Raw genomic sequence first — 23,398 nt, 5'->3', positions numbered from 1 at the left:
CGGGACGACCGCTTCTGCCACGTATCTACGGCGATGATGCCGAACCGGATACCAGTCGCTCGATCCCGGCGTTTACTGCCATGCCACCCATCCAGTACACAGGCTCGGCAGCACGTCCGACCCGAGATCGGTCCAGCTCTCGTGGCTTGTGGAAACGTTCGGGTGGCCATGTGCTTACCACTGCCGTCGCCAATATCTCTTGTGAATGACACGATGATTCCATGGCCGGCTACACCGGTACCCGTGACGTGGTTGTTGTCGGGGGCGGGCACAACGGCCTCACCGCCGCCGCGTATCTCGCCAGGGCGGGCCTATCGGTCGTCGTCCTCGAGCGGCTGAACACGATCGGAGGCGCAGCGGTCAGTGCGCGCCCGTTCGTCGGGCGCGACGCTCGACTGTCGCGCTACTCCTACCTGGTGAGCTTGCTGCCCCGGCGCATCATCGACGACCTCGGACTCGACCTGCGGTTCGTACGTCGGCGGTATTCCTCCTATACGCCCGTTCCCGCCGGGAACGGGCGCGGACTGCTCATCGATCGCGGCGATCCCGAAGTGACCCACGCCTCGTTCCAACGCATCGGCGCGGGGCGCGATGCCGCCGCGTTTGCCGAGCTCTATGCGGACACGGGACGGGTCGCAGCCACGCTCTGGCCGTCCATGACCGAGCCGTTGCGCACTCGCAGCGAAACGCGGGCTCGGCTCGGCGACGACGAGTTGTGGAGCGCGCTGTTCGAGCGCCCTCTCGGGGAATTCGTCACCGGCCGTCTTACCGACGACCTGGTGCGCGGCGTTGTCCTCACGGATGGGCTGATCGGCACGTTCGCCGCCGCACACGAGGCGAACCTGGTCCAGAACCGCTGCTTTCTGTACCACGTCATCGGCGGCGGAACCGGCGATTGGGACGTGCCCGTCGGCGGCATGGGCACCGTCACCGACCAGCTCGCCAGGGCGGCCGCTGCCTCGGGCGCCGAGATCCACACCGGCGCCGAGGTGACCGCCATCGAACCGGGCGCAGTCGTGCACTACACCCATAACGGCGCCGAGCGACGTGTGGCAGCGCACCACGTCCTCGTCAACGTGGCACCACACGTGCTCGCCCGCCTGATGGCCGAGACGCGGCCGTCCACCCGGCCCGAAGGTTGTCAGGTGAAGGTGAACCTGTTGCTCGGGCGCCTCCCAGCGCTGCGAGATTCGAGCCTCGACCCGGCCGCCGCGTTCGGCGGGACGCTACATATAAACGAGTCCTTCACCCAGCTCGAGCAGGCGTACCAGACAGCCGCGGCAGGACAGTTACCGGCGCCCATGCCCTGCGAGATCTACTGTCATTCGATCACCGACCCATCCATCCTCGGCGACGAGCTGAATGCCGCAGGTGCCCATACGCTTACGGTATTCGGCCTGCACGTCCCGGATCGCCTGGTCACCGCGGCGACCAACGATGGCCAGCGCGCCCGCATGGAAAGGGCGGTCCTCGACTCGGTGAACTCGGTGCTCGCCGAGCCGATCGAGGATGTCGTTCTCACCGATGCGCAAGGCAAGCCCTGCATCGAGACCAAGACCACGCTCGACATCGAACAGGCGCTCAATATGCCGGGCGGCAATATCTTCCACGGCCCGCTGGCCTGGCCGTTCGCCGAGGACGATGCCGATCTCGGCACCCCCGCGAGGGGGTGGGGCGTCGACTCGGGATACGACGGCATCCTGTTGTGCGGGTCAGGCGCGGTGCGCGGCGGCGCAGTGAGCGGTATCGGCGGCCACAACGCCGCGATGGCCGTGCTCGAAGCGAGGAACCGATCGCGCACCGGATAACCCGCTGAAGCACAGCGCTATTGATCGACCTTCGGCTGGCGGCCCAGGAACGCGGCGAGCCGGTCGATCGCCGGAGCTGTATCGGGGACGAGCTGCGGCTCGGCGAATCTCCCGGTGCGTGGCGCGGTCGCCAACTGCCCGCGGACGAACTCCAGCGACTCGGCCGCGGCGTCTTCGGGAAGGTCAACGGGTAGGCCGGTTGCCTGCTCGAGATCCCAGCCGTGTGCCAGCAGATCGTAGAGCCGGATCTGCAACGTCTCGAGGCCCGTGATCACTCCAAGCGGGCCGGGGTACCTGCGTTCCAATACGCCCTCCGGCCGCAGCGCGTCCAGCAGGTCAGCGGCCGTATCGACATACGCGGCCGCGGCATCGTCACCGAGCTGATCGGCATGCCGGTCGGGCATTTCGTCGCCGGAGAGCCGCGCCACGAATACGCGATTACCGAACACCAAATGACTCACGAGGTCCCGCACATTCCATTCCGTACAGGGTGTCGGCAAATCCCACTGGTTCTCGTCGATGCGGGCGATTACGGCACCCACGGCATCGCTCGAACGTTTCAAGTCCTCGATTCCCACTGCCACGCCGCGAGGCTACGCCCGCCGACCACACCTGGTCAGCCGAATTTCACCAAGCGCTATGCGCGGATATGAAACCCTCGCGTCAACGGCGTACGCGATAACTGTGGCGCTGGATGGAGAAAACTCACCGCAGTGAGCCAGGTGTCGAGCCCCTACGCGCTGGCCCGGGCGTAAGTCTTTGCATCCGTTGTGAATTCGGGATTGCCGTACGTCTTGAGGCGCTTGTGGATCATGCGGATGGTGTAGTCGTCGACCGGATTTTGGATCACCGGAACCCGTGACGCACCCTCGACGAGCGCGAACCGGCCGAGGATGAACGGCGCCGTAGCGGCAACCTTTGCGACATCGGTGTTGGTCAGGTGCACACCCATTGCCGCACCCTTCCCCCGGTCTCCGTTGACGAATGCCCGAACAAAGGTGAACTTGCTCCAACTGCGCTCGACGCTGTCGGCGGCGCGATCGAACCAGGTCTCCTCGGGCCGCAGGTACGCCTCCATGGTGGAGCGGACCAGCGCACCACAGGTCGCGTCGTCGAAGCCGGCACGCAATGTCGCGGCGCGGGCATGGAAGACCTGGACGATGTCTTCGGCGCTGGTGGGAAGCAGTTCCTCGGGCAGTCCGAGGAGGAAGCAGCGGTATCGGCCGATTTCGAGCATCGCGCGCTCGCGCCGGGAGAAGTTCGTTTTTCCCTTTCGCAATGCTCCCAAGGCGATGACGTACATATTGAGCAGCCCGGCGGGCATCTGGTCGACTTGCGGAATCGGAATCCCGTAAACCTCGGAATCCCACGCGCCCGGTCGGGTGAGGGCGTGGAACCGCACCATCGAGTGCATCAGCCGCACCATCGCGGCGGCTTCGAAGCCGAGCCCGTAGCGTTCGAGCGCGCCGGGCAGAGTCGTGACCGTGAAGAAGTTCGAGGTTTCGTTGATGCGCCGCGCCGCGCGCTTACCCGAGAGCGCTCCAGTAAGAGCCATCGGGAGCGCGGCATAGGTGTTGGTGAACGTCGCCAGAAATGCGCCGCGGGTCGCGAAGGGGGCGAGGAACGCCGCGCCCGGACGCATCAGGCGAGCGCCCTCCTCCACTAGCTCCATATCGACCCACTCGGGCGTGGCCTCCATCGCTGCGATGAAGGCGCGCAACTCGGGCGGTGCGCCCGGTACCGCATCGACGCCCTCACTGCACGCTTGTTTCAGCATGCTGACCAGCGTCTTCGTCCCATACTGCGGTTCCAGTGCCGCGTACGGATCGGCGACGACATCGCCGAGCATCGTGGCCGTGCTGATCAACTCCAATACACGAGCGTCCTGGAGGATCGGCTCTCGCTTTGCGAGCCAGCCCGGCAGGGTGGATTCATCCCTCGCATCGACGGTCAGGCGATAGGGAACCGCTTCGAAATCGATGCTGCCGTATAGATTGGGCTGCAGTTCACGCTGGCTGAGGACCCGCTCAGCGAGGTGCTGATAGTGGAGTGCCATGCCTCCTATCATCAACCTTCAGCCCGCAAGTGAGAAGTCCTTCACGCCACAAATTGCAAACTGCCGTTGTCAGATCGTACCGACACAACCCGTTGCCGCAGTGATCAGTCCGCGCGGAAACTGCGATGGTGATAACGCCGGGTCACCGAGATGGAGTATTCGGTGTAGAAATCCCTCCGTCCACGCTGCTGCGCCTCGCGATGCTCGGGATCGTCACGCCAGGCGTTGTGGTGTTCCGTCGAGTCGAACTCGACGATCGACACGCGTTCCCCGTCATCGGCGGTGAAGACCTTGTAGGAGAGGAATCCGGGCATGGCCTGGGCGCGCTCCAGGATCACCTTGGCCGTCGCGAAGTACCCATTTGCCTCCGCGTCTGGGCGCAGGCGGCTGCGGAACACGGTGACGATATGGCTGTCCGAGTCGGGTCGCATCAAATCAGTATGTCCGCGAACGGAGCTCGCGCCAGCATCAGCCCCGGGCGATGTACGACTCGAGCTGTTCCCGGTCGTTCTCGAGCTGCGTGATCCTGCTCTTCACGACATCACCGATGCTGACAATCCCCGCGAGACGGCCATTGTCGAGCACCGGGACATGCCGGATACGCCGCTCGGTCATCGTTTCGGCGAGGCTGTCGACAGTGTCGGCTGGATCGCAGAACAGCACTGCCCGCGTCATGATGTCGCCCGCAGCGAGACCGAGCAGACCGGCGCCACGATCTTTCAGACCGTGCACGACGTCGCGCTCGGACACGATGCCGACGACGTTGTCGCCTTCGCAGATAACCACCGCACCGATGTTGCGGTCGTTCAACAACCCGAGCAGATCGAGCATCGGGGTGTAGGGGGCGACCGTGCATACCGCGGAGCCCTTGTGCCGTAGCACGTCCGAGATTCTCATCCGGCACCTCGATCCGGATAGGGATCGGTCCACCGCCGACCGATCAGGACACTGACCAGGGTAAACGCCCTTACATGTGCTGTGGAAGAGCCTACTGCCCCCGGTGCGCGGACATCGGCACTTCCCGGGTTACCGCGCCCACGCGGGGACGACCGCGTCGGCGGTGGACAACCGTGCCACTGGGATGGATTTCCGGCTGCGGTGCCGGCGAAACCACTTCTCCGCCTCGACGACGATCGGCACGATCGCCGACCAGCCGATGCAGGCCAGCCACTGGTCGCCGGTGAGGGAGGTCGTCATCAGCAATTCCTGCATGAAGGGCAGTTCCACCGCGAGCACGGTGACGACGACCGCAACCGACAGGATCCCGATCGCCTTGATAATCGGTGCCTCCAGGCCGGAATCGGGGTCGCGGCGCATCACCAGGCCGGCCAGGATCGAGGCGAAGGCGAGTACGACGAATCCCATCGTCATCGGCACGGTCGCCACCTCCGTGCTCAGTTCGCCCGGCGCGGTCGCCATCGCGGCGATGGTGACGGCGAACTGCAGCACGCCGTAGAGAATCCACTGCACCAGCGATCTCCGGTTGGCGATCGGTAGCTTCGGATCTCGCGGTGCCTTGTCCATCAGATTCGGCGGCGGTGGGTCGAGCATGATGACGGCAACGCAGAACAGCGTGACGAAGAAGTTCTGGAACAGCACCATCAGCGGCGTGAGCGCGACACCGCCGTTGATGTTGAAGATGCTCGCGACGAGGAACAGCAGCACCAGCGCGAAGAGCTTGGCCATCTGATAGCGGATGTAGGACAAGATCTTGTCGTAGATGCTGCGGCCCAACTCGATTGCCGTGATCAGCGTGCCGAAGTTGTCGTCGGTGAGGATGAGCTTGCCGGCCTGTTTGGTGACCTCGCTGCCGGAGCCCATGGCCACACCGATATCGGCCTTCTTGAGCGCAGCGGCGTCGTTCACCGCATCGCCGGTCATCGCGACGATCGAGCCGTCCCGCTGCATGATGTCGGCCAAGCGCAGCTTGTCCTGCGGTGTGACGCGGCCGAATACGTGCAGTTGCGGCAGCGCCGCCGAGACCTGTTCGTCGGTCATCGCCTGCAATTCCGCACCGCTGATCGCGCCTGGCCCGAGGCCGAGTTCGGCGCCGATCGCGCCCGCGGTGATGGCGTGGTCCCCGGTGATCATCCGAACGTCGATGCCGGCGCGATGCGCGGTTCGCACCGCGTCGACCGCCTGTGGCCGCAGCGGGTCGATGATGCCGACCATGCCGACGAAGACCAGCTCGTCGACGAACGACATCGGATCGGCCTGCACGGCAGTTTCCCGCCCATCGAGTAGCCGGGCCGCGAAAGCCAGTACTCGCAAACCCTTCTCGGACATCTCGCGGTTCGCCGTCGTGATCGCATCCTGCACATCGGCGAGCGGGATCGTCTCGCCGTCGGGCCGAAGCGCGTGCGTACAGCGCGCCAGCACAACATCCGGACCACCCTTGACCAGTTCGACGAACCGCTCCTCGTCGCTGACCGGCAGGTGGTGGAAGGTCGCCATGAATTTGTACGCGGAGTCGAACGGCACCTCGGCGACGCGCGGGTAGGTCCGGCGCGTGAGTGGAGCGTCGACCCCCATCTTCGCGGCCAGCACCACCAGCGCGGCTTCGGTCGGGTCACCCACGATGTCCTGCGCGTCGGACACGGTCGCATCGCTGTCGAGGCACAGCCCGTACGCGAGCATCGTGAAGTCCGGTGTCGACTCCCCCGCGGCGTGGGAGATGGTTCCCGTCTTGCGGTAGCCCTCCCCCTCGACGGTGAACCACTGGCCGCGGAAGTACAGCGACCGCACAGTCATCTGGTTCATCGTGAGGGTGCCGGTCTTATCGGAGTTGATCGCGCTGGTCGCGCCGAGCGTCTCGACGTCGGTGAGGTTCTTCACCACAGCTTTGGCGTCCGCAAGCGACCGCGCACCGTAGGCGAGCATCGCCTGGACGAACGTCGGCAGGCCGGTGGGAATCGCGGCGATGGCCATGGAGATACCGAGCAGCAACACCGATGTCAGGCTCTGCCCGCGCAGCAGGCCGATGATCACAATGATGGCGACCGCGGTCCAGGCAACGATGCCGAGCACCCTGGTCAGAGAGTTCAGCTCGCGCTGCAGCGGCGACTTACCCGGTGGCACCGCGGACAGCATCGAGGCGATCCGGCCCATCTGGGTGTTCATACCGGTCTCGGTAACCACCATGCCGGCCGTACCACGGGTGACCGAGGTGTTCTGGAACAGCATGTTGCTGCGGTCGCCGAGGGTGACATCGACGTCGGGCAGAGTCGCGGGATCCTTTGCGATCGGGAGACTCTCCCCGGTCAACGCGGCTTCCTGGGTCTCCAGCGTGGCCGAACGCAGCAACCGGCCGTCGGCGGGGACGACGTCGCCGGCCTCGAGTTCGATGATGTCGCCTGGCACCAGTTCGGTCGCATCGATCTGAATCAGCGTGCTGTCGCGAACCACTCGTGCCTGCGGGGTCTGCATCTTCGCCAGCGCATCGACGCTGGCTCGCGCGGTCATCTCCTGCCTCGTGCCGAGCACGATGTTCACCACGACCAGTGCGGCGACGACGAGTGCGGTCGATACCTCGCCGATGATCAGGCTGACAACCGTGACCGCTACCAGCATGAGGTTCATCGGGTCTTTGAATTGCAAGGCCGCGATCGCCCATCGTGATGGCGCGGGCTCCGAGGCAATCTCGTTCGGGCCGTATCGTTGCCGGCGCGCGGACGGTTCGTTACCCGCAAGTCCGCGGCTGCGGTCGGATGCGAGCGCCGTCAAAACGGCTTCGGTATCGAGAGCGTGCCACCGCGGTTTCTCGTCCACGTGCTCAGCATGACAGCGGACGACCCTTCCTGCCCGGGAATGCTTCCATCACGAAGAGTTCGCAAAACCGACCTTGGTCGTGCGGCGGCGGTACCATTCGGCGGTCGCAACTCGGCGCCGGCGACCGCCGCGTTGCCCCCATCGACCTGCAGGGGGTTGTATGCGCTGGCTGCCTGGAATCGAGGTCGCGCGGGAGTACCAGAAGGCCTGGCTGCGCAACGATCTCGTCGCGGGTGTGGTGCTCACCGCGCTGCTGATTCCCGCTGGCATGGGCTACGCCGAGGCCGCGGGCCTGCCGGTCGAAACGGGCTTGTATGCGACCGTCATCCCGCTGCTGGTCTACGCATTGGTCGGCCCATCGAAGATCCTGGTGCTCGGGCCAGATTCCTCACTCGCGCCGATCATCGCGGCGGCGATTCTGCCGATGGCAGTAGCGGGTTCGGATGAGGCGGTCGCACTGGCCGGGGTACTCGCCATCATGGTCGGCGCGATCCTTGTTATCGGCGGACTCTTGCGCCTCGGATTCGTCACCGACCTGCTGTCCAAGCCGATCCGGATCGGTTACCTCAACGGAATCGCGCTGACGGTGATCATCGGTCAGCTGCCGAAGCTGCTCGGGTTCTCGGTCGACGCCGACTCATTGCGCGAGGAAGCCGGCGGGGTCTACCGCGGGATCATCGACGGCGACACCGATACCCGCGCGTTCGCGATCGGTGCCATCTCACTGGCGGTCATCGTGCTGCTCAAGGTCATTCGCAGCCCGATCCCCGGCGTGCTGGTTGCCGTCGTCGGTGCGATTGTGTTCGTCGCCGTAACCGGCTGGGACGACGACATTCCGGTGGTCGGCGCGCTCCCGCAAGGACTGCCCGCACCGGCGCTGTCCGGGGTCACGTGGTCCGACGTCGGGTCGCTCGTCGCACCCGCCTTCGGCATCGCCCTCATCGCGTTCGCCGATACCGGCGTGCTGTCACGCACATTCGCCGCCCGCCACGGTCAGACGGTGAACGGCAGCCAGGAAATGGGCGCGATCGGCGCGGCGAATATCGGCGGCGGCCTGCTCGGCGGCTTCCCGATCTCCGCATCATCGTCGCGCACCCCGGTTGCCGAACAGGCCGGTGGCCGAACCCAACTCGTCGGCGTGGTCGGCGCGGTGCTCATCGTGGCGTTCGTTCTGATCGCGCCGGGCGTCACCCAGTACCTGCCGTCGTCGACGCTCGCGGCGGTGGTGATCGTCGCCGCGACCGCACTCATCGACGTGAAGAGCGTCGTGCATCTCCTGCGGGTTGACCGAATGGAAGGTTGGCTGTCGATCGCGGCGTTCATCGGCGTCGCGTCCATCGGCGTGCTCGAGGGCATCGTGATCGCGATCGGGTTGTCCTTCATCGCGTTCATCAAGCAGGCGTGGCGGCCCTATCGTGCGGAATTGGGCCGCCGCCCCGGCGTGCGCGGCTACCACGACCGGTCGCGGCACCCCGAAGCCGAACGGATTCCGGGCATCGTCATCGTGCGCTTCGACGCCCCCCTGTTCTTCGCCAACGGCGGCATCTTCGACGATTACGTCCGCAACGTGGTCGCCAAGGCCGATTCCAGCGTGCGCACGGTGATCCTCGCGGCCGAGCCCGTTACCGACATCGATTCGACCGCGCTGGACGAACTCATCGAACTCGACGATTTCCTGCAATCACGCGGAATCACGCTGATCCTCGCCGAGATGAAGGGCCCGGTGAAGGATCAGCTGCGCCGCTACGGGCAGGGCGACCGATTCGGGCCCGAGCGGTTCGCGCCCACCGTGGGTGCCGCGGTGGACGCGCTCACCGGCGAATTCCGCGGCGACATCGAGGATGTCGACGACGGGCCCGAACTCGGTCCCGCGCGCTAACCGCCCGCCTCAGGCCGCGTTGTCGCGCGCCGCAGCCGGGGTGAACTTCACCGGCATGTGCTTGATGCCGTTGATGAAGTTGGACCGCAGGCGTTGCGCCGGGGCGACCTGTTCCATATCCGGCATGCGAGTCAGTATCTCCCGCAGCATCACTCGCATCTCGGCCCGCGCGAGGTTGGCGCCCAGACAGTAGTGGTGACCGCCGCCGCCAAACGCGATGTGCTGGTGCAAATGGTCGTTGTGCTCCCGATCGATATCGAAGGTGTAGGGGTCGTCGAAGACGCTCTCGTCGCGATTCCCCGACATATGCCAGATCACCACGCGGTCCCCGGCCGCGATATCGACGTCGCGAATCACCGTATCCACCGTCGCGGTACGGCGGAACTGCATCACCGGCGTGGCCCAGCGCAGCCCCTCCTCGATGAGTCCGTCGAGCTTCGACGGGTCGTCGAGCACCTTGCGGCGCTGCTCGGGATGTTCCATCAGCGCCAGCTGCGTATGCGAGATGGCGTTGCGGGTGGTCTCGTTGCCCGCCACCGCGAGGAGCATGAAGAACATGTTGAAATCCAGCTCGTCGAGCTTGTCGCCGTCGACATCGGCCTGAATCAGCGCGGTGGCGATGTCGTCACGCGGATTGCGGTGCCGGTCGGAGAACATCGCCTGGCTGTAGGCGAACATCTGCTCCGCTGCCTCACGCTCCTGCCCCTCGGCGGCGTGGAACTCCGGGTCCGAGTTGCCAATCATCTGATTCGTCAGGTCGAAGATCAGCTTGCGATCCTCCTGCGGGATCCCGATGAATTCCGCGATCGCCTGCAGTGGGAGTTCCGCGGCCACGTCGACCACGAAATCGCACTCGCCTCGCTCGATCACGCCGTCGACGATGGTCGTAGCCCTGCGGGCGAGGATCTCCTGCAACTCCCCGATCCGCCGCGGCGTGAAGCCCTTGTTGACGATCTTGCGCAGGTTGGTGTGCTGCGGCGGGTCCATGTTGAGCATCATCAGCTGCTGACCGACGAGGTCCTCGGGCGCGAGCTCATCGATGTAGACCGCGCCCTGCCAGGACGAGAACGTCTCGGTGTCCCGGTTGATCTTGACGATGTCCTCGTGCCGCGTGACGCACCAGAACGGTTTGCCGAAGGCGTCCAGGTGGCGGTAGACCGGGGCCTCTCGGCGCAGGGTCGCGAACATCTCGTGCGGCACGCTGCGCACGAACGTGTCGGGGTTGTAGAGATCGATTTCGTCGAGCTTCATGCCCACTCCTGACTCCGGCTCGGACCCTGGCGACCTCGACCGGACGACCGTCGATCGTGGTGAGCGTCGCCGACACCCGGATCGTGCCGAACAGGGTTCCCCGGACCCAGAGTTCACAGCGAAAGATGCGAAACCGTGACCTTAGGTCCGGGCGACAATCGGCGCCGCTGCCTCGACCGGAACATTGCGGTCCAACTCGTCCAGCCACGCGCGGGCCGAGGCATCGCTGGGCGCACGCCAGTCGCCGCGCGGCGACAGCGATCCACCGGAACCGACCTTGGGCCCGTTGGGCAGCGTGGACCGCTTGAACTGACTGGTCTGCACGAACCGGCGCAGGAACTCGCCGAGCCAGTACTTGATGGTCGGCAGGTCGTAGGCATTGCGCTTGTCGTCCGGCGTCAGTTCCGGCCAGCGGCCGGTGGTCGCGTCACCCCAGGCGTGCTGCGCCATGAACGCGATCCGGCTCGGCCGGTAACCGAAGCGCAGCAGGTAGTAGAGGTGGAAGTCCTGCAGCTCGTAGGGACCGACCTTGGCCTCCGAGCTCTGGGCCGGCTCGTCGCCGTTGCCGTCGGTGCTCGGCACGAGTTCGGGCGAGATCTCGGTGGTCAGGATCGACCGCAGTACGGCGTCCGCCTCCGCACCGAATTCTCCGGTCTCGACCGACCACAGGATGAGGTAGCGGATCAGCGACTTTGGCACCGAGCCGTTGACGTTGTAGTGCGACATGTGGTCGCCAACGCCGAAAGTGCACCAGCCCAAAGCCAATTCGCTGAGATCGCCGGTGCCGACAACGAGGGCGTTGTGCTGGTTCGCGAGCCGGAACAGGTGCGACGTGCGTTCGCCGGCCTGCACGTTCTCATAGGCGATGTCGTACACGGCCTCCCCGTCGGCGGCCGGATGCCCGAGGTCGCGCAGCATCTGCAACGACGACGGCTTGATGTCGATCTCGCTGGCGGTGGTGCCGAGCGCGGCCATCAGCCGCCGTGCGTCATTGAGCGTCCGCGAACTCGTCGCGAATCCGGGCATGGTGTAGGCCAGCACATTCGAGCGCGGCAACCCGAGGCGGTCCATTGTCTTCGCCGCGACGACCAGCGCCTGCGTGGAGTCCAGACCGCCGGAAATGCCGATCACCAGATGCTGCATTCCCGTGGCTTGCAGGCGAGTTGCCAGGCCGGCCACCTGAATGTGGTGCACCTCGGCACAGCGCTCGTGCCTGGTCGCCGGGTCGGCCGGAACATACGGGAACCGTTCTATCGTGCGGTGCAGTGGCATCGGGCCGGTCGGGATCGGCAGTTCCATTTCGATACGGCGGAAACGCGACAACCGCTCGCGGTGATCGTGCACATTGTCGGCGAAACTGTTGGTGCGCAACCGGTCTGCGGCGATGCGCTGCAGATCGAGATCGGTGAACAGCACCTGCTCCTCGTCGGTGAATCGGTCTCCCTCGGCGAGCAGATCACCGTTTTCACAGATCACCGCCTGCCCGTCCCACGCGAGGTCGGTGGTCGATTCGCCATTGCCCGCAGCCGAATACAGGTAGGCGGCGATGAACCGCGCCGAATGGCCGCCGCACAGTTGCCTTCGGTAGTCGGCCTTACCGATAACGCTGTTGCTGGCTGACAGGTTGACGAGCACGGTCGCGCCGGCGAGCGCACCGAAACCACTGGGCGGCACCGGCACCCAACCGTCCTCGCAGATTTCGATATGCATCACGAACCCGGGGAGGTTCGTCGCCGCGAACAGCAACTCGCTGCCGAATGGGACGCGCTGACCGGCGATGGTGACGTACTCGACGAGTACCTCACGCGCGGCGGCGAACTGACGCTTCTCGTAGTACTCCCGATAGGTCGGCAGGTAACTCTTGGGCACCGCGCCAAGCACCTGACCGTTGTGCACCGCGATCGCACAGTTGAAAAGCTTCCCCTCGACACGCATCGGCGCTCCGACGAGCAGCACAGCGGAGATGTCGCGGCTCTCCTCGACTATCCGCGCCAGCGCCTCGTCAACACCGTCCTGCAGTGCGTCCTGATGGAACAGGTCATCGGCCGTGTAGGACGAGATACCCAACTCCGGGAACACAACCAGGATCGCGCCCTCGTCGGCGGCCCGGCGCGCGAGCGCAATCGTGCGCTCCGCGTTGTACGTGGGGTCGGCGACCCGGACCCTCGGCACCGCGACCGCGACGCGGGCGAACCCGTGGCGGTAGAGGGAATCGAACGGAAGGTCGGTGGTCACGGTGGCTCCCTGTCGCGGACATCGGTTTGTCGCGAATGTACCCCGCGGGCCTGCGGGCTAGCGCGCGCCGATGGCGGGTCCGATAGTTCCCCACGAGTCGTGCAAGGCATCCTGCCAATACGGCCAGGAGTGCGTGCCTGTTGGGCGGTACACCACCCGCGCTGGGATACGCGCAAAGCCAAGGCGCTGTGCGAAGGCCGCGACACAGGACAAAACGTAGGCCTCGATCGGGCCTCCGAGGAAGATCGCCTCGGGCAGTTGCGGTTTCAGCTCGAACTCGTGCGGGCCGGGAACACCGTTGCCGGTCCACAGGTAGATCGCCTTGCCGCGCAATGCGCCGACATTGGCCGCCGGATCGTGCGCTGCCCACTGCGGATCGCCGGGCAGGCCCCACATGTTCCCCGGGTTCGCGCCGCGGAACGCGATCGACGCCAACATCGGGAATTGCGCGAAGAAGTTGTCCGGGCATGCGCTGTACCCCGCCACCGCTCGGTACAACCACGGATTGCGGGTGGCGAGTGCGAATGCGGCATGGCCACCCATCGACAGCCCGCCGATGGCGTTCACGCCGTTGCCTCGGAACTCGCGGTTGATGATCGGCGGTAGCTCGCGGGTGAGGAACGTTTCCCACTTGTAGTTGCCGAGCACCGGATCAGGCCACGTCCAGTCCGTGTAATACCCGGCGATACCCCCGATCGGGAGCACCACGTTCACGTTCTTGCCTGCGAAGAACCGCTCCGCGTCCGTCGCATTGGTCCACGTGCTTTGCCCAACGCCGGGATCGAGCCCGTCGAGCAGGTAGAAGCTCGGCCGCGCGGCGCCACTGGTCGGGTGCAAGACCTGTACCGCGATATCGCGTTGCATCGCGCCGGACCGGATCCACAGGGCGGTACGGGTCGGGGAAAGCGGGGTTCGGCTGAGCAGTTCGGTGGGCCCGTTGCTTGGCGGGGGCGGGCCCCCCAATGACCCGGAGCTGCCGCCACTGCCCAGCCCCGCGCTACCGGGCTGGGCCACGGCCTGCGGCGCAGTGAGCAGCAGAAGGAGGGCGAGGACCACCGTTACGAGACCGCGCATAGGAGACTCCCAGTCGAAACTGGTTGCACAGTAACCCCACCAACACCACGTCGAAATGGGAAGCGGTCGAATCGGAACCGACCCGTCACCACACGGTCGCCGTAGAGTGACATCCCGTGGACCTGCCCGTTTCGCCCCCGGTCAAACCGATGCTGGCGAAGGCATCGGGCACTCTCCCCCGAGACCCCGGGTTGGCGTACGAGCCCAAGTGGGACGGCTTTCGCTGCATCGTCTTCCGCGATGGCGACACGCTCGAACTCGGCTCCCGAAACGACCGCCCGCTCACCCGCTACTTCCCCGAGCTGGTCGAACTACTCGCCGAGGCGCTACCGGACAAGGCGGTGGTGGACGGCGAAATCGTGCTCGTCACGGGCACCGGACTGGACTTCGACGCCCTGCAGAACCGGCTGCACCCGGCCGCGTCGCGGGTCAACAAGCTCGCCGCCGAGACACCCGCGAGCTTCGTCGCGTTCGACCTGCTCGCGCTCGGCGACGACGATCTCACCGGCGAACCGTTCTCGCGCCGTCGGGAGCTGCTCGAGGGCATCCTCGACGACCGGCTCGCGCGGGTGCACCTGACGCCGTTGACCACCGACCCGGACGTGGCGCACGACTGGTTCACCCGGTTCGAGGGCGCCGGGTTCGACGGGGTCATGGTGAAGGCGACCGACCTGCCGTATCTGCAGGACAAGCGCGTGATGATCAAGGTCAAGCACGAGCGAACCGCGGACTGCGTCATCTCCGGGTTCCGCTGGCACAAGGACGGCAAGGGCGTCGGTTCGTTGCTGCTCGGACTCTATGACGACGAAGGCGACCTGCATCATGTCGGGGTCGCGGCGAGCTTCACCGCGAAGCGCCGGACCGAGCTGGTCGACGAACTCGCGCCTTTGCGCGAACGTGCCCTCGACGAGCATCCGTGGCGGAAATGGGCCGAAGCCCAGGCGGAGGCGACCGGTCGGATGCCGGGCGGGATGAGCCGCTGGAGCGCCGGTAAGGACTTGTCGTGGGAGCCGTTGCGTATCGAACTCGTTGCCGAGGTCCGCTACGAGCACGTGCAGGCGGGACGCTTCCGGCACGGTGGCCGGCTGGTGCGGTTCCGGCCCGACCGCACACCGGAGTCGTGCACCTATGCGCAGCTCGAGGAGGTCGCACCGGCTGAGCTCGCGACGCTGTTCACCGAACTCGCCGGGGCCTCCGAGTAGGGCGGACGATCGGGCCGGACCCCACATGCTGAACCTGTCCCACATTGTGAACGGAAGATTTGTTGCGTTAGACGGAGCGAACGCTTCCGTTCACTCCGCTGAGCGCAACTGAACTTCCGTTCACGGCTTGGGAGCAATCCCACATCGTGGGCGCATTCGCCCAGCCGCCCGTCCCCGGACCCGCGCGATTTCAAACGTGAGCGCGATCACCCGGTGAAGGTTGAAACCCGTTCAGGGATAAGTAAACTCGCGGCGGATGAGTACTGAGCTGCTTGCCTTCGAACTGACCGAGACCAACCGCGACTGGCTGATTCACAAGCCGATCGAGATCGCGGTGTACCTCGTCATCGCGTTCGTACTGCGCCTGGTGGCGCACAAGATGATCGATCGCATGACGCAACCGGCGAAAGACGGCGATCGCCCGGCACTGTTGCGGCCGTTACAGGAGCGCACCGCGCGTATTCGCGGCGGCAATGCGACCGACAAGGCTGCAGCGGCGGTGCTCGCGCCCGCTCGCCGCGCGCAGCGCGCCCAAACCATCGGCTCGGTGCTCAAGTCGACGGTGTCGATCGTCGTACTGACGTGGTGCGTGCTGCAGGTCCTCGGGATCCTCGGCGTGAACGTCGCGCCGTTCATCGCATCGGCGGGCATCGTCGGTGTCGCACTCGGTTTCGGCGCGCAGAACCTGGTCCGCGATTTCATCACGGGTATCTTCATGCTGCTCGAGGATCAGTACGGCGTCGGTGACGTGGTGGACCTGGGCGACGCGGTCGGCACCGTCGAATCGGTGGGACTGCGAGTGACGACCGTTCGCGATCTCAACGGCACGCTCTGGTACTGCCGCAACGGCGAAATCGTGCGCGTTGGCAATATGAGTCAGGGTTACGCGGTCGCCGTCCTCGACCTGCCAATCTCGCATTCCAGCAACATTCAGGAGGCCTGCGAAGTGGCGCTGCGCGCCGCCGAGGAGACCGCCGGCAGTGATGCCCTGAGCGCCGACGTGCTGGAACCGCCGGAGTTGCTCGGCGTGAACAAGGTGACCGCCGAGGGTGTCATGCTGCGGCTCACCGTGCGGGTCCGGCCCGGGAAGCAGTGGGCTGTGCAGCGCCGCCTCAACCGCGACATTCTCGCCGCGTTCGATGCGGCCGGTATTCACGCGCCCTACCAGTCGGTTCTTGCCAACAATCGGAGCGCGAACGGCACCCAGAACTGATTCGTCGCAGCGCGGTGGTCAGGCCTGCACTTCGGCGCGGTGATGTGAATCGATGAGGCGAACGTACTCGTCGAGCAGCCTTGCCATCGACGGCCGCGAATCTCCCGACAGCTGCTGGTAGCCGATCAGCATCGCCATCCCGAACGTGGTCAACACGCCCGCGGTTTCGTCGTCGGGAACCACCTGACGAATCGCCTTCTGCACGGTCCCCCGCCGAAGGTCGTCGACCCGGGTCTGCACCTCTCGCACGGTCTCTTCGTTCGCGCTCCACGCCCTGATCGCGGCCTCGGCTCCCTGATTGAGGCTCTCCGTGAGCTGACGCAGCGCGGCGATGTCCGCGATCCAGCTGCCGCGGCCGAAGTCCAGCTCCCGCAGCACACTGGCCTGGCCGCTCTCCCACGAGTGCAGGAAGGCGTCGACGAAGTCACCCCAGCTAGTGAAATGGTGGTAGAACGATCCGCTGGTCACGCCGAGCGCCTCGCACAGGCGACCAATATTGAGTCCCTTGAACCCGGTGTCCGCGAGAATTCCGAGTGCCGCGTCGAAGTACTGCTCTCGACTGACGATGCGTGACATCGACCTCTCGCTCCCTCAATCACCGTGTCTCAAGGAGTATGCCGTACCCCTCACGGGGCCCCGCGTGCGGCGTGTGACGACGGCATTCAGGCGCGTGTCCCGCGCAACCGCGGGAACGTCTCGGTGACCAATGTGACCAGCAGATCGGTCAACAGCATCTGCACCTGCTCGCGGGTCAGTGTGGCGCGGGTGATCCATTCCCGGTTGGCCGCCTTTACGATTCCGCCGAACGCCCGCACCATGGCAAGCAACTCGGCCTCGTTGTCCGTCCCGGTGAGTCCGAGCAGCACCAGCACCCGCTCGGCTGCCGCCTCGTCGGCTTCATCGAGGATCCGCTGCACCTCGGGATCGTCGCCGACGCCCTCCGAACCAGTCACCGCCACCCAGGTGCTGCCGTGTTCCTCGATCACGCCAAGCAACCAGTCGACGCCGGCCGCGGCCCGCTCGCGCACGGTCCCGCTCGGCAACGTGATGCGGTCGAACGGCGGCACATCGACCATTCGTCGCACTACCGCCAGGTACAGATCGCGCTTGGTGCCGAAGTAATGGTTGATCAGCCCGCGCGTGACCCCGGCCTGCTGGGCCAGGTCCGCAGTCGACACGGCCGCATACGGACGGTCGCCGAACATATCAATCGCACATTCCAGAATCTGTGCGCGTCGCTCGTCCGGTTCGAGTCGTCGCCGCGGTGCGGCAGTATCTTCCCGCCGCGGTGCGGCAACTTCCCGTCGCCGCGATGCGTCGGCAATTCCCACGCTTACCTCCGTTGCCCAGAGTGCCGGTATCGCATTATCAACCTCCCGGTGGATCACTGGTCGCGACGGGGCTACGTCTCGGCCACGAGCATTGCCGAATCCCTCGATCGGACAATGACTTGTGCCAGACTTGCGCCATATAGCTCCATATGGCTCTAGACGCCCCCGCGTATCGGCGAACAAGGGAGGCAATGGCTATGTTCAGGTCCAGCCGGGTGGGCTCGATCCTCGGTCTCACCGCCGCGATGGTCGGCTGTATTGCACTTTCGGGCTGCAGCGACGACTCGGGGCCTCCCACCCTGAATTGGTACATCAATCCTGACAACGGCGGTCAGGCAACCCGCGCCCAACAGTGCGCGGACGCATCGAACGGCGCGTACAAGGTCTCCATCCAGACGCTGCCGACGGACGCGACCCAGCAGCGCGAACAGTTGGTTCGCCGCCTCGCCGCCAAGGATTCGTCGATCGACGCGATGAGCCTCGACATCATCTACACCGCTGAGTTCGCCAACGCCGGGTTCCTTCGCCCCTACACGGCCGAGGAGACCGTGCGACTCACCGCGGGCATGCTTCCCGCCCCCATCGAGACGGGAATCTGGAAGGACACGCTCTACGCGACGCCGATCAAGTCGAACGCGCAATTGCTGTGGTACCGCAAGTCGCTCGTCGCCCAGGCCGGGTTGGATCCGAACAGTCCGACCTTCACGTGGGACGTGATGCAGAAGGCCGCAGTCGATGCGGGCAAGAAGATTTCCGTGCCGGGCGCCCGGTACGAGGGATTCATGGTCTGGATCAACGCACTTGTGCTGTCGGGAGGCGGACAGATCCTGACCGATCCGGAGGCGGGCAAGGACGCCGTCCCGAGCATGGCAGGCCCCGCCGGTGACAAGGCCGCCGAAATCGTCGGCAACCTGGCACGTTCGTCCGCGGCACCATCGGATCTGACAACCGCCATGGAGGAACAGGCCCGGGCCGTTTTCCAGGGCGACAACGGCATGTTCATGACGAACTGGCCGTACATCTACGCCGCGGCCCGGACTGCGGTCGAGGAAGGCACGCTGAACCAGTCGGTCGTCGACGACATCGGCTGGGCTCGTTACCCGCGGGTGTCCGCGGACCGGGAGAGCGGTCCGCCACTCGGTGGCGCCAACATGGCGATCGGCGCGTACTCGAAACACCCCGATCTGGCAGTGCAATTGGCCGAATGCGCGACCTCGGTGGAGAAGGCCACGCAGTACATGCTCGATGAGGGCGAGCCCTCGCCGTTCTCCGCGAGTTACGACGATCCGCGTGTTCGCGAGGAGTACCCCTTCGCGGACCTGATCCGCGAGTCGATCGCACAGGGCGGACCGCGGCCGATTACGCCGTTCTACGTCGACGTGGCGGGTTCTGTCATCAACACCTGGCACCCGGCGAACTCGGTCGGACCGAGCACACCGGCGGAGACGGACAGCTTCATGGCCGACGTGCTGAGCGGAAAGCGCCTGCTATGAGCGACAATTCGCAGGAGAGGAGTGTCGGGTGACCGCCATCGATACGCGCCCCGAAGCGGCGGCGCCACCACCGAAGCCGCCGAAGGTGGTCTCGGACCGGGTCAAGGGCGAGCGTCGCCTCGGCCTGTACCTCTCGGCCCCGTCGTTCATCGTGATGATCCTGGTGACCGCCTACCCGCTGATCTACGCGGTTGTGCTGTCGCTGTACAACTACCGGCTCACCGACCCCGAGGGGCGCGAATTCGTCGGCCTGAGCAACTACTGGGTCGTCCTCACGGATCCGGTGTGGTGGAACGACTTCGTCACCACCGCAGTGATCACCGTGGTGACCGTCGCGATCGAACTGCTGCTCGGCTTCGTCTTCGCATTCGTGATGTTACGGATCATCCGGGGCCGCAGCTCGGTTCGCACCGCGATCCTCATTCCTTACGGCATCGTCACCGTAGTCTCGGCGTTCATCTGGCGCTACGCCTTCGCGATCGATTCCGGCTTCGTGAACCAGTGGTTCGGGTTGGAAGATTTCAACTGGTTCGGTGACCGATGGTCGGCGATCTTCGTCATCTGCTTGTCCGAAATCTGGAAGACGACGCCGTTTATCTCGCTGCTGCTGCTCGCCGGGCTGGTGCAGGTGCCCGAGGACATGCAGGAGGCGGCGAAGGTCGACGGCGCCACCGCCTGGCAGCGCCTTTACAAGATCACGTTGCCGAATATGAAGGCCGCCATCATGGTTGCGCTGCTGTTCCGCACCCTGGACGCGTGGCGCATCTTCGACAACCCGTTCATCATGACCGGCGGCTCGAACAACACCGAGACGATCTCCTTCCTGGCCTACCGGCAAAACGTCACGCTGGTCAATCTCGGTATGGGCTCGGCGATTTCGGTACTCCTGTTCCTCACGGTCGTTGCCATCGCGTGGATATTCGTGAAGGGCTTCAAAACCGATCTCTCCCAGGTCAGGGGTGAGTGATGAAACAAAGTCGCTGGTGGACGGTGGCCGGGATCCTCGTCGTCATTTACAGCTTCTTCCCGATGCTCTGGATGATCAGCCTGTCGTTCAAGCCGCCGTCCGACATCGTCTCGGGCAAACCGCAGTTCCTGCCGACGTCGTGGTCGTTCGACAATTTCACCGAGGTATTCAGCCAGTCGCTGTTTACCCGGGCGCTGATCAACTCGATCGGCATTTCGCTAATCGCCACGCTGCTTTCGGTGATCATCGCCATGTTCGCCGCGTACGCGATTGCGCGGCTCGAGTTCCCCGGCAAGCGGCTGCTGTTGTCCCTCGCGCTCGGCATCGCGATGTTCCCTCAGGCTGCGCTGGTCGGCCCGCTGTTCAACATGTGGCGCAGCATCGGCATCTACGACACCTGGATCGGCCTGATCATTCCGTATCTGACATTCGCTCTGCCGCTGTCGATCTGGACGATGTCGGCATTCTTCAGGCAGATCCCGTGGGAGATGGAGCAGGCCGCACAGGTGGACGGCGCTACGGCGTGGCAGGCGTTCCGCAAGGTGATCGTGCCCTTGGCCGCGCCGGGTGTGTTCACCACCGCGATCCTGACGTTCTTCTTCTGCTGGAACGACTTCCTGTTCTCCATCTCGCTGACCTCGACGGACAACGCACGAACCGTGCCCGCCGCGCTGGCGTTCTTCCAGGGCGCGTCGCAGTTCGAATCCGCCGTGCCCTACGTGATGGCCGCGTCGGTCGTCGTCACGATCCCCGTCGTCATTCTGGTGCTGCTGTTCCAGCGCCGGATCGTCGCCGGCCTGACCTCCGGAGCTGTGAAGGGATGAGCCATGGCTGAGATCACCGTCAAGAACATCGTCAAGCGCTACGGCGACGGCTTCCCCGCCGTGAACGATGTGAGCCTCGACATCGCCGACGGCGAGTTCATGATCCTGGTCGGACCTTCGGGCTGCGGCAAATCCACCCTGCTGCGGATGATCGTCGGGCTCGAGGACACCACCTCCGGAGACATCGTCATCGGAGGCAAGCGGGTCAACGACATGGCACCTCGCCAACGGAACCTGGCCATGGTGTTCCAGAACTACGCGCTGTATCCGCACCTCAGCGTGTTCGAGAACATCGCCTTCCCGCTTCGCTTGCAGGGCAAGCACTCCGAGGAAGAGATCCGCAAGCTCGTAACCGATGCCTCCGACACGCTCGAATTGCAGGAGCACCTCGACCGCAAGCCTTCGCAACTCTCCGGCGGCCAGCGTCAGCGTGTTGCGATGGGGCGCGCGATCGTCCGCCAGGCGGATGCGTTCCTGTTCGATGAGCCCCTGTCGAACCTCGACGCGAAACTGCGCGGCCAGATGCGCACCGAGATTCTTCGTCTGCAACGCAGGCTCGGCGTGACGACGGTCTACGTCACCCACGACCAGACCGAGGCCATGACACTTGGAGACCGCGTGGCGGTGCTCAAACGTGGTCTTCTGCAACAGGTTGCGAGCCCGCGCGAGCTGTACGAGCAGCCGGTCAATCTGTTCGTCGCTGGTTTCATCGGATCTCCGCCGATGAACTTCGTGCCCGCCGTCATCAAGGACGACAAGCTCGAACTGCCATTTGTGGACATTCCATTGCGCGACGAGTGGCGCTCCGCCGTTGGAGACCAATCGCTGTTGATCGCCGGAATCCGGCCCGGCAGCTTCGAGGACGCCCATCTGGTCGATGCCGGCAAGAAGGACCGCGGCGTGATCTTCGAAGTCACCGTGGATGTGACCGAGTGGCTCGGCAACGAGCAGTACGCATTCGTGCCGTACGAGGCACCGCCCGAAATCTCCGGCAAGCTCGCCGAACTCGCGAGCGAACTCGACAGCGAGCAGATGCGCACCCAGATGTGCGTGGAACTCGACCCGATGAGCCGGGTGCGGGACGGCGACAAGGCATCACTGTGGCTCGATCCGAGTCGCCTGCATCTGTTCGACCCGAAGACCGGCGACAACCTCACCCGCGTGGATCTCGATGACGGGGACGACGGGGGCAGGCATCGCACAGGGGCCGAGCCCGCCCAGCAACCCGGCTGATCGCTGGGTGCGCGATGCGCACGCCGGAACTTCGCCTTCGCGCCGCCACCCCGGAGCTGCTCACACTGCCCTGGGATCGACCGCTCGCCGACTGGTCGGTCCCGGAGGTCGCGCTGCGCGATGTCCCGGTCGGCCCGAGCCGCCATCTGGTCAAATTCGCCGAGGCGGACGGGCTGTTGTGGGCGCTCAAGGAACTGCCACCCAGGATCGCGCAGAAGGAGTACGCGGTACTGCGGCGGCTGGAGGACATGGCGTTGCCCGCGGTCCGGCCGGCCGGCTTGGTCATCCAGCACGAGCACGACACCGCGATCCTGGTGACGCACTATCTGAGGGGGTCCTGGCAGTACCGCCGGCTGTTCAAGCGCCTCCCGCCCGATCAGCCCAGGCACCGCGCCCGGCTGCTGGACGCAATGGCCGTACTGCTCGTCGAGTTGCACCGGCACGGAGTGTTCTGGGGTGATTGCTCGCTGGCGAACACCCTGTTCTCCCGGGACGGGCAGACCCTGCAGGCCTGGCTGGTCGATGCCGAAACCAGTGAGGTCCATCCGGAGCTGAGCAAAGGGCAGCGCGACCTCGATCTCGAGATTCTGGTCGAGAACGTCGGGATGGGCATGATCGACCTCGCCAGCGGGCTCGACCGGCCACCCGAACTGTTCGGCACGCTGCTGGCCGAGGCGAAAGGAATAGGCGATCGGTACACCGAACTGTGGCGCCTACTGCATGACGAGCCGGAGTTTGGCTTCGGCGATCGATACCGTGTCGAGGGCACGATTCGTCGGCTGAACGAACTGGGCTATGCAGTCGACGAGGTTGCGTTACAGCCGGTGGAGGAGGGCTCCGGACGATTACGCCTCGACATCGCGGTCGGCGATCGGCGCTATCACGCGCACCGCCTGCGCGAACTCACCGGACTCGACGTGGGCGAAGGTCAGGCCACCATCCTGCTCGGTGACCTGTTCGCCTACGAGGCCTACGTGGGCCGCCGCGAAGACCGCGACCTGCCGGCGGACGAGGCCGCAAACCGCTGGGTTAGCCGCGTATTGCGCCCGGGGATGGCGCGCGCG

19 protein-coding genes are annotated in these 23,398 nt (G+C 65.4%); 9 read left to right on the top strand and 10 right to left on the bottom strand.

Annotation, left to right across the window (positions count from 1 at the left end; genetic code table 11):
* The first annotated feature begins 221 nt into the window (after positions 1-221).
* Positions 222-1,808 carry a phytoene desaturase family protein gene (locus A8G08_RS00095; RefSeq protein ID WP_068268752.1) on the top strand — a complete coding sequence of 529 codons (1,587 nt, stop codon included), beginning with the start codon at positions 222-224 and terminating at the stop codon, positions 1,806-1,808.
* Between the two features lie 17 nt (positions 1,809-1,825).
* Here A8G08_RS00095 and A8G08_RS00090 read toward each other — a convergent pair whose 3' ends face one another.
* From A8G08_RS00090 to A8G08_RS00070, 5 genes are all read right to left on the bottom strand, one after another.
* A complete protein-coding gene (locus A8G08_RS00090) occupies positions 1,826-2,392 on the bottom strand; it encodes a TIGR03086 family metal-binding protein (RefSeq protein WP_068268751.1) in 567 nt (188 codons plus the stop codon).
* 149 nt (positions 2,393-2,541) lie between these two features.
* Entirely contained in the window at positions 2,542-3,864 is a 1,323-nt protein-coding gene (locus A8G08_RS00085; RefSeq protein WP_068268750.1) for an oxygenase MpaB family protein, read from the bottom strand.
* Positions 3,865-3,968: 104 nt separating this feature from the next.
* Positions 3,969-4,295 carry an antibiotic biosynthesis monooxygenase family protein gene (locus A8G08_RS00080; protein WP_068268749.1) on the bottom strand — a complete coding sequence of 109 codons (327 nt, stop codon included), beginning with the start codon at positions 4,293-4,295 and terminating at the stop codon, positions 3,969-3,971.
* A 37-nt stretch (positions 4,296-4,332) separates the two neighbouring features.
* Positions 4,333-4,761, bottom strand: a complete 429-nt coding sequence (locus A8G08_RS00075) for a CBS domain-containing protein (RefSeq protein WP_068268747.1) — start codon at positions 4,759-4,761, stop codon at positions 4,333-4,335.
* A 129-nt stretch (positions 4,762-4,890) separates the two neighbouring features.
* The gene (locus A8G08_RS00070) at positions 4,891-7,632 is read right to left on the bottom strand and encodes a cation-translocating P-type ATPase (protein ID WP_068268746.1); all 2,742 of its coding nucleotides are present in this window, start codon (positions 7,630-7,632) and stop codon (positions 4,891-4,893) included.
* A 160-nt stretch (positions 7,633-7,792) separates the two neighbouring features.
* Between A8G08_RS00070 and A8G08_RS00065 the strand changes: the two genes are divergently transcribed.
* Positions 7,793-9,511, top strand: a complete 1,719-nt coding sequence (locus A8G08_RS00065; protein WP_068268745.1) for a SulP family inorganic anion transporter — start codon at positions 7,793-7,795, stop codon at positions 9,509-9,511.
* A gap of 9 nt (positions 9,512-9,520) precedes the next feature.
* Here A8G08_RS00065 and A8G08_RS00060 read toward each other — a convergent pair whose 3' ends face one another.
* The 3 genes from A8G08_RS00060 to A8G08_RS00050 form a co-directional block, all read right to left on the bottom strand.
* Positions 9,521-10,762, bottom strand: a complete 1,242-nt coding sequence (locus tag A8G08_RS00060; RefSeq protein ID WP_068268839.1) for a cytochrome P450 — start codon at positions 10,760-10,762, stop codon at positions 9,521-9,523.
* Between the two features lie 141 nt (positions 10,763-10,903).
* The gene (locus A8G08_RS00055) at positions 10,904-12,997 is read right to left on the bottom strand and encodes an NAD(+) synthase (RefSeq protein WP_068268744.1); all 2,094 of its coding nucleotides are present in this window, start codon (positions 12,995-12,997) and stop codon (positions 10,904-10,906) included.
* A 57-nt stretch (positions 12,998-13,054) separates the two neighbouring features.
* Positions 13,055-14,071: an alpha/beta hydrolase gene (locus tag A8G08_RS00050; protein ID WP_068268743.1), complete on the bottom strand. Its 1,017-nt coding sequence runs from the start codon at positions 14,069-14,071 to the stop codon at positions 13,055-13,057.
* A gap of 116 nt (positions 14,072-14,187) precedes the next feature.
* On the opposite strand from A8G08_RS00050, the gene A8G08_RS00045 reads away from it, so the two are divergent.
* Both A8G08_RS00045 and A8G08_RS00040 read left to right on the top strand, forming a co-directional pair.
* Entirely contained in the window at positions 14,188-15,273 is a 1,086-nt protein-coding gene (locus A8G08_RS00045) for an ATP-dependent DNA ligase (protein WP_084435828.1), read from the top strand.
* A 256-nt stretch (positions 15,274-15,529) separates the two neighbouring features.
* Positions 15,530-16,486 (top strand): mechanosensitive ion channel family protein, encoded by a 957-nt coding sequence (locus A8G08_RS00040; RefSeq protein ID WP_068268742.1) that lies wholly within the window; start codon positions 15,530-15,532, stop codon positions 16,484-16,486.
* Positions 16,487-16,504: 18 nt separating this feature from the next.
* On the opposite strand, the gene A8G08_RS00035 is transcribed toward A8G08_RS00040, so the two are convergent.
* Entirely contained in the window at positions 16,505-17,062 is a 558-nt protein-coding gene (locus A8G08_RS00035; protein ID WP_068268741.1) for a TetR/AcrR family transcriptional regulator, read from the bottom strand.
* An 86-nt stretch (positions 17,063-17,148) separates the two neighbouring features.
* Complete coding sequence (locus A8G08_RS00030; protein ID WP_084435827.1) at positions 17,149-17,817, bottom strand: TetR family transcriptional regulator; 669 nt, start codon at positions 17,815-17,817, stop codon at positions 17,149-17,151.
* Between the two features lie 197 nt (positions 17,818-18,014).
* Here A8G08_RS00030 and A8G08_RS00025 point away from each other — a divergent pair, with 197 nt between their 5' ends.
* The 5 genes from A8G08_RS00025 to A8G08_RS00005 form a co-directional block, all read left to right on the top strand.
* Positions 18,015-19,310 (top strand): extracellular solute-binding protein, encoded by a 1,296-nt coding sequence (locus A8G08_RS00025; RefSeq protein WP_245672520.1) that lies wholly within the window; start codon positions 18,015-18,017, stop codon positions 19,308-19,310.
* 28 nt (positions 19,311-19,338) lie between these two features.
* Positions 19,339-20,277 (top strand): carbohydrate ABC transporter permease, encoded by a 939-nt coding sequence (locus A8G08_RS00020; RefSeq protein WP_245672518.1) that lies wholly within the window; start codon positions 19,339-19,341, stop codon positions 20,275-20,277.
* Entirely contained in the window at positions 20,277-21,101 is an 825-nt protein-coding gene (locus A8G08_RS00015; protein ID WP_187344407.1) for a carbohydrate ABC transporter permease, read from the top strand. Before A8G08_RS00020 ends, A8G08_RS00015 begins: the two co-directional genes overlap by 1 nt.
* Before the next feature lie 3 nt (positions 21,102-21,104).
* Positions 21,105-22,334 carry an ABC transporter ATP-binding protein gene (locus A8G08_RS00010; protein WP_068268735.1) on the top strand — a complete coding sequence of 410 codons (1,230 nt, stop codon included), beginning with the start codon at positions 21,105-21,107 and terminating at the stop codon, positions 22,332-22,334.
* 14 nt (positions 22,335-22,348) lie between these two features.
* The coding region (locus A8G08_RS00005; protein WP_068268733.1) for a DUF4032 domain-containing protein at positions 22,349-23,398 on the top strand (1,050 nt) is incomplete at its 3' end.

This window comes from Aldersonia kunmingensis, assembly GCF_001646865.1.
In the GTDB taxonomy this organism is placed as follows: domain Bacteria; phylum Actinomycetota; class Actinomycetes; order Mycobacteriales; family Mycobacteriaceae; genus Aldersonia; species Aldersonia kunmingensis.
Note: the sequence above shows the minus strand (reverse complement) of the source record. Positions and strands in the feature narration are given on the sequence as shown.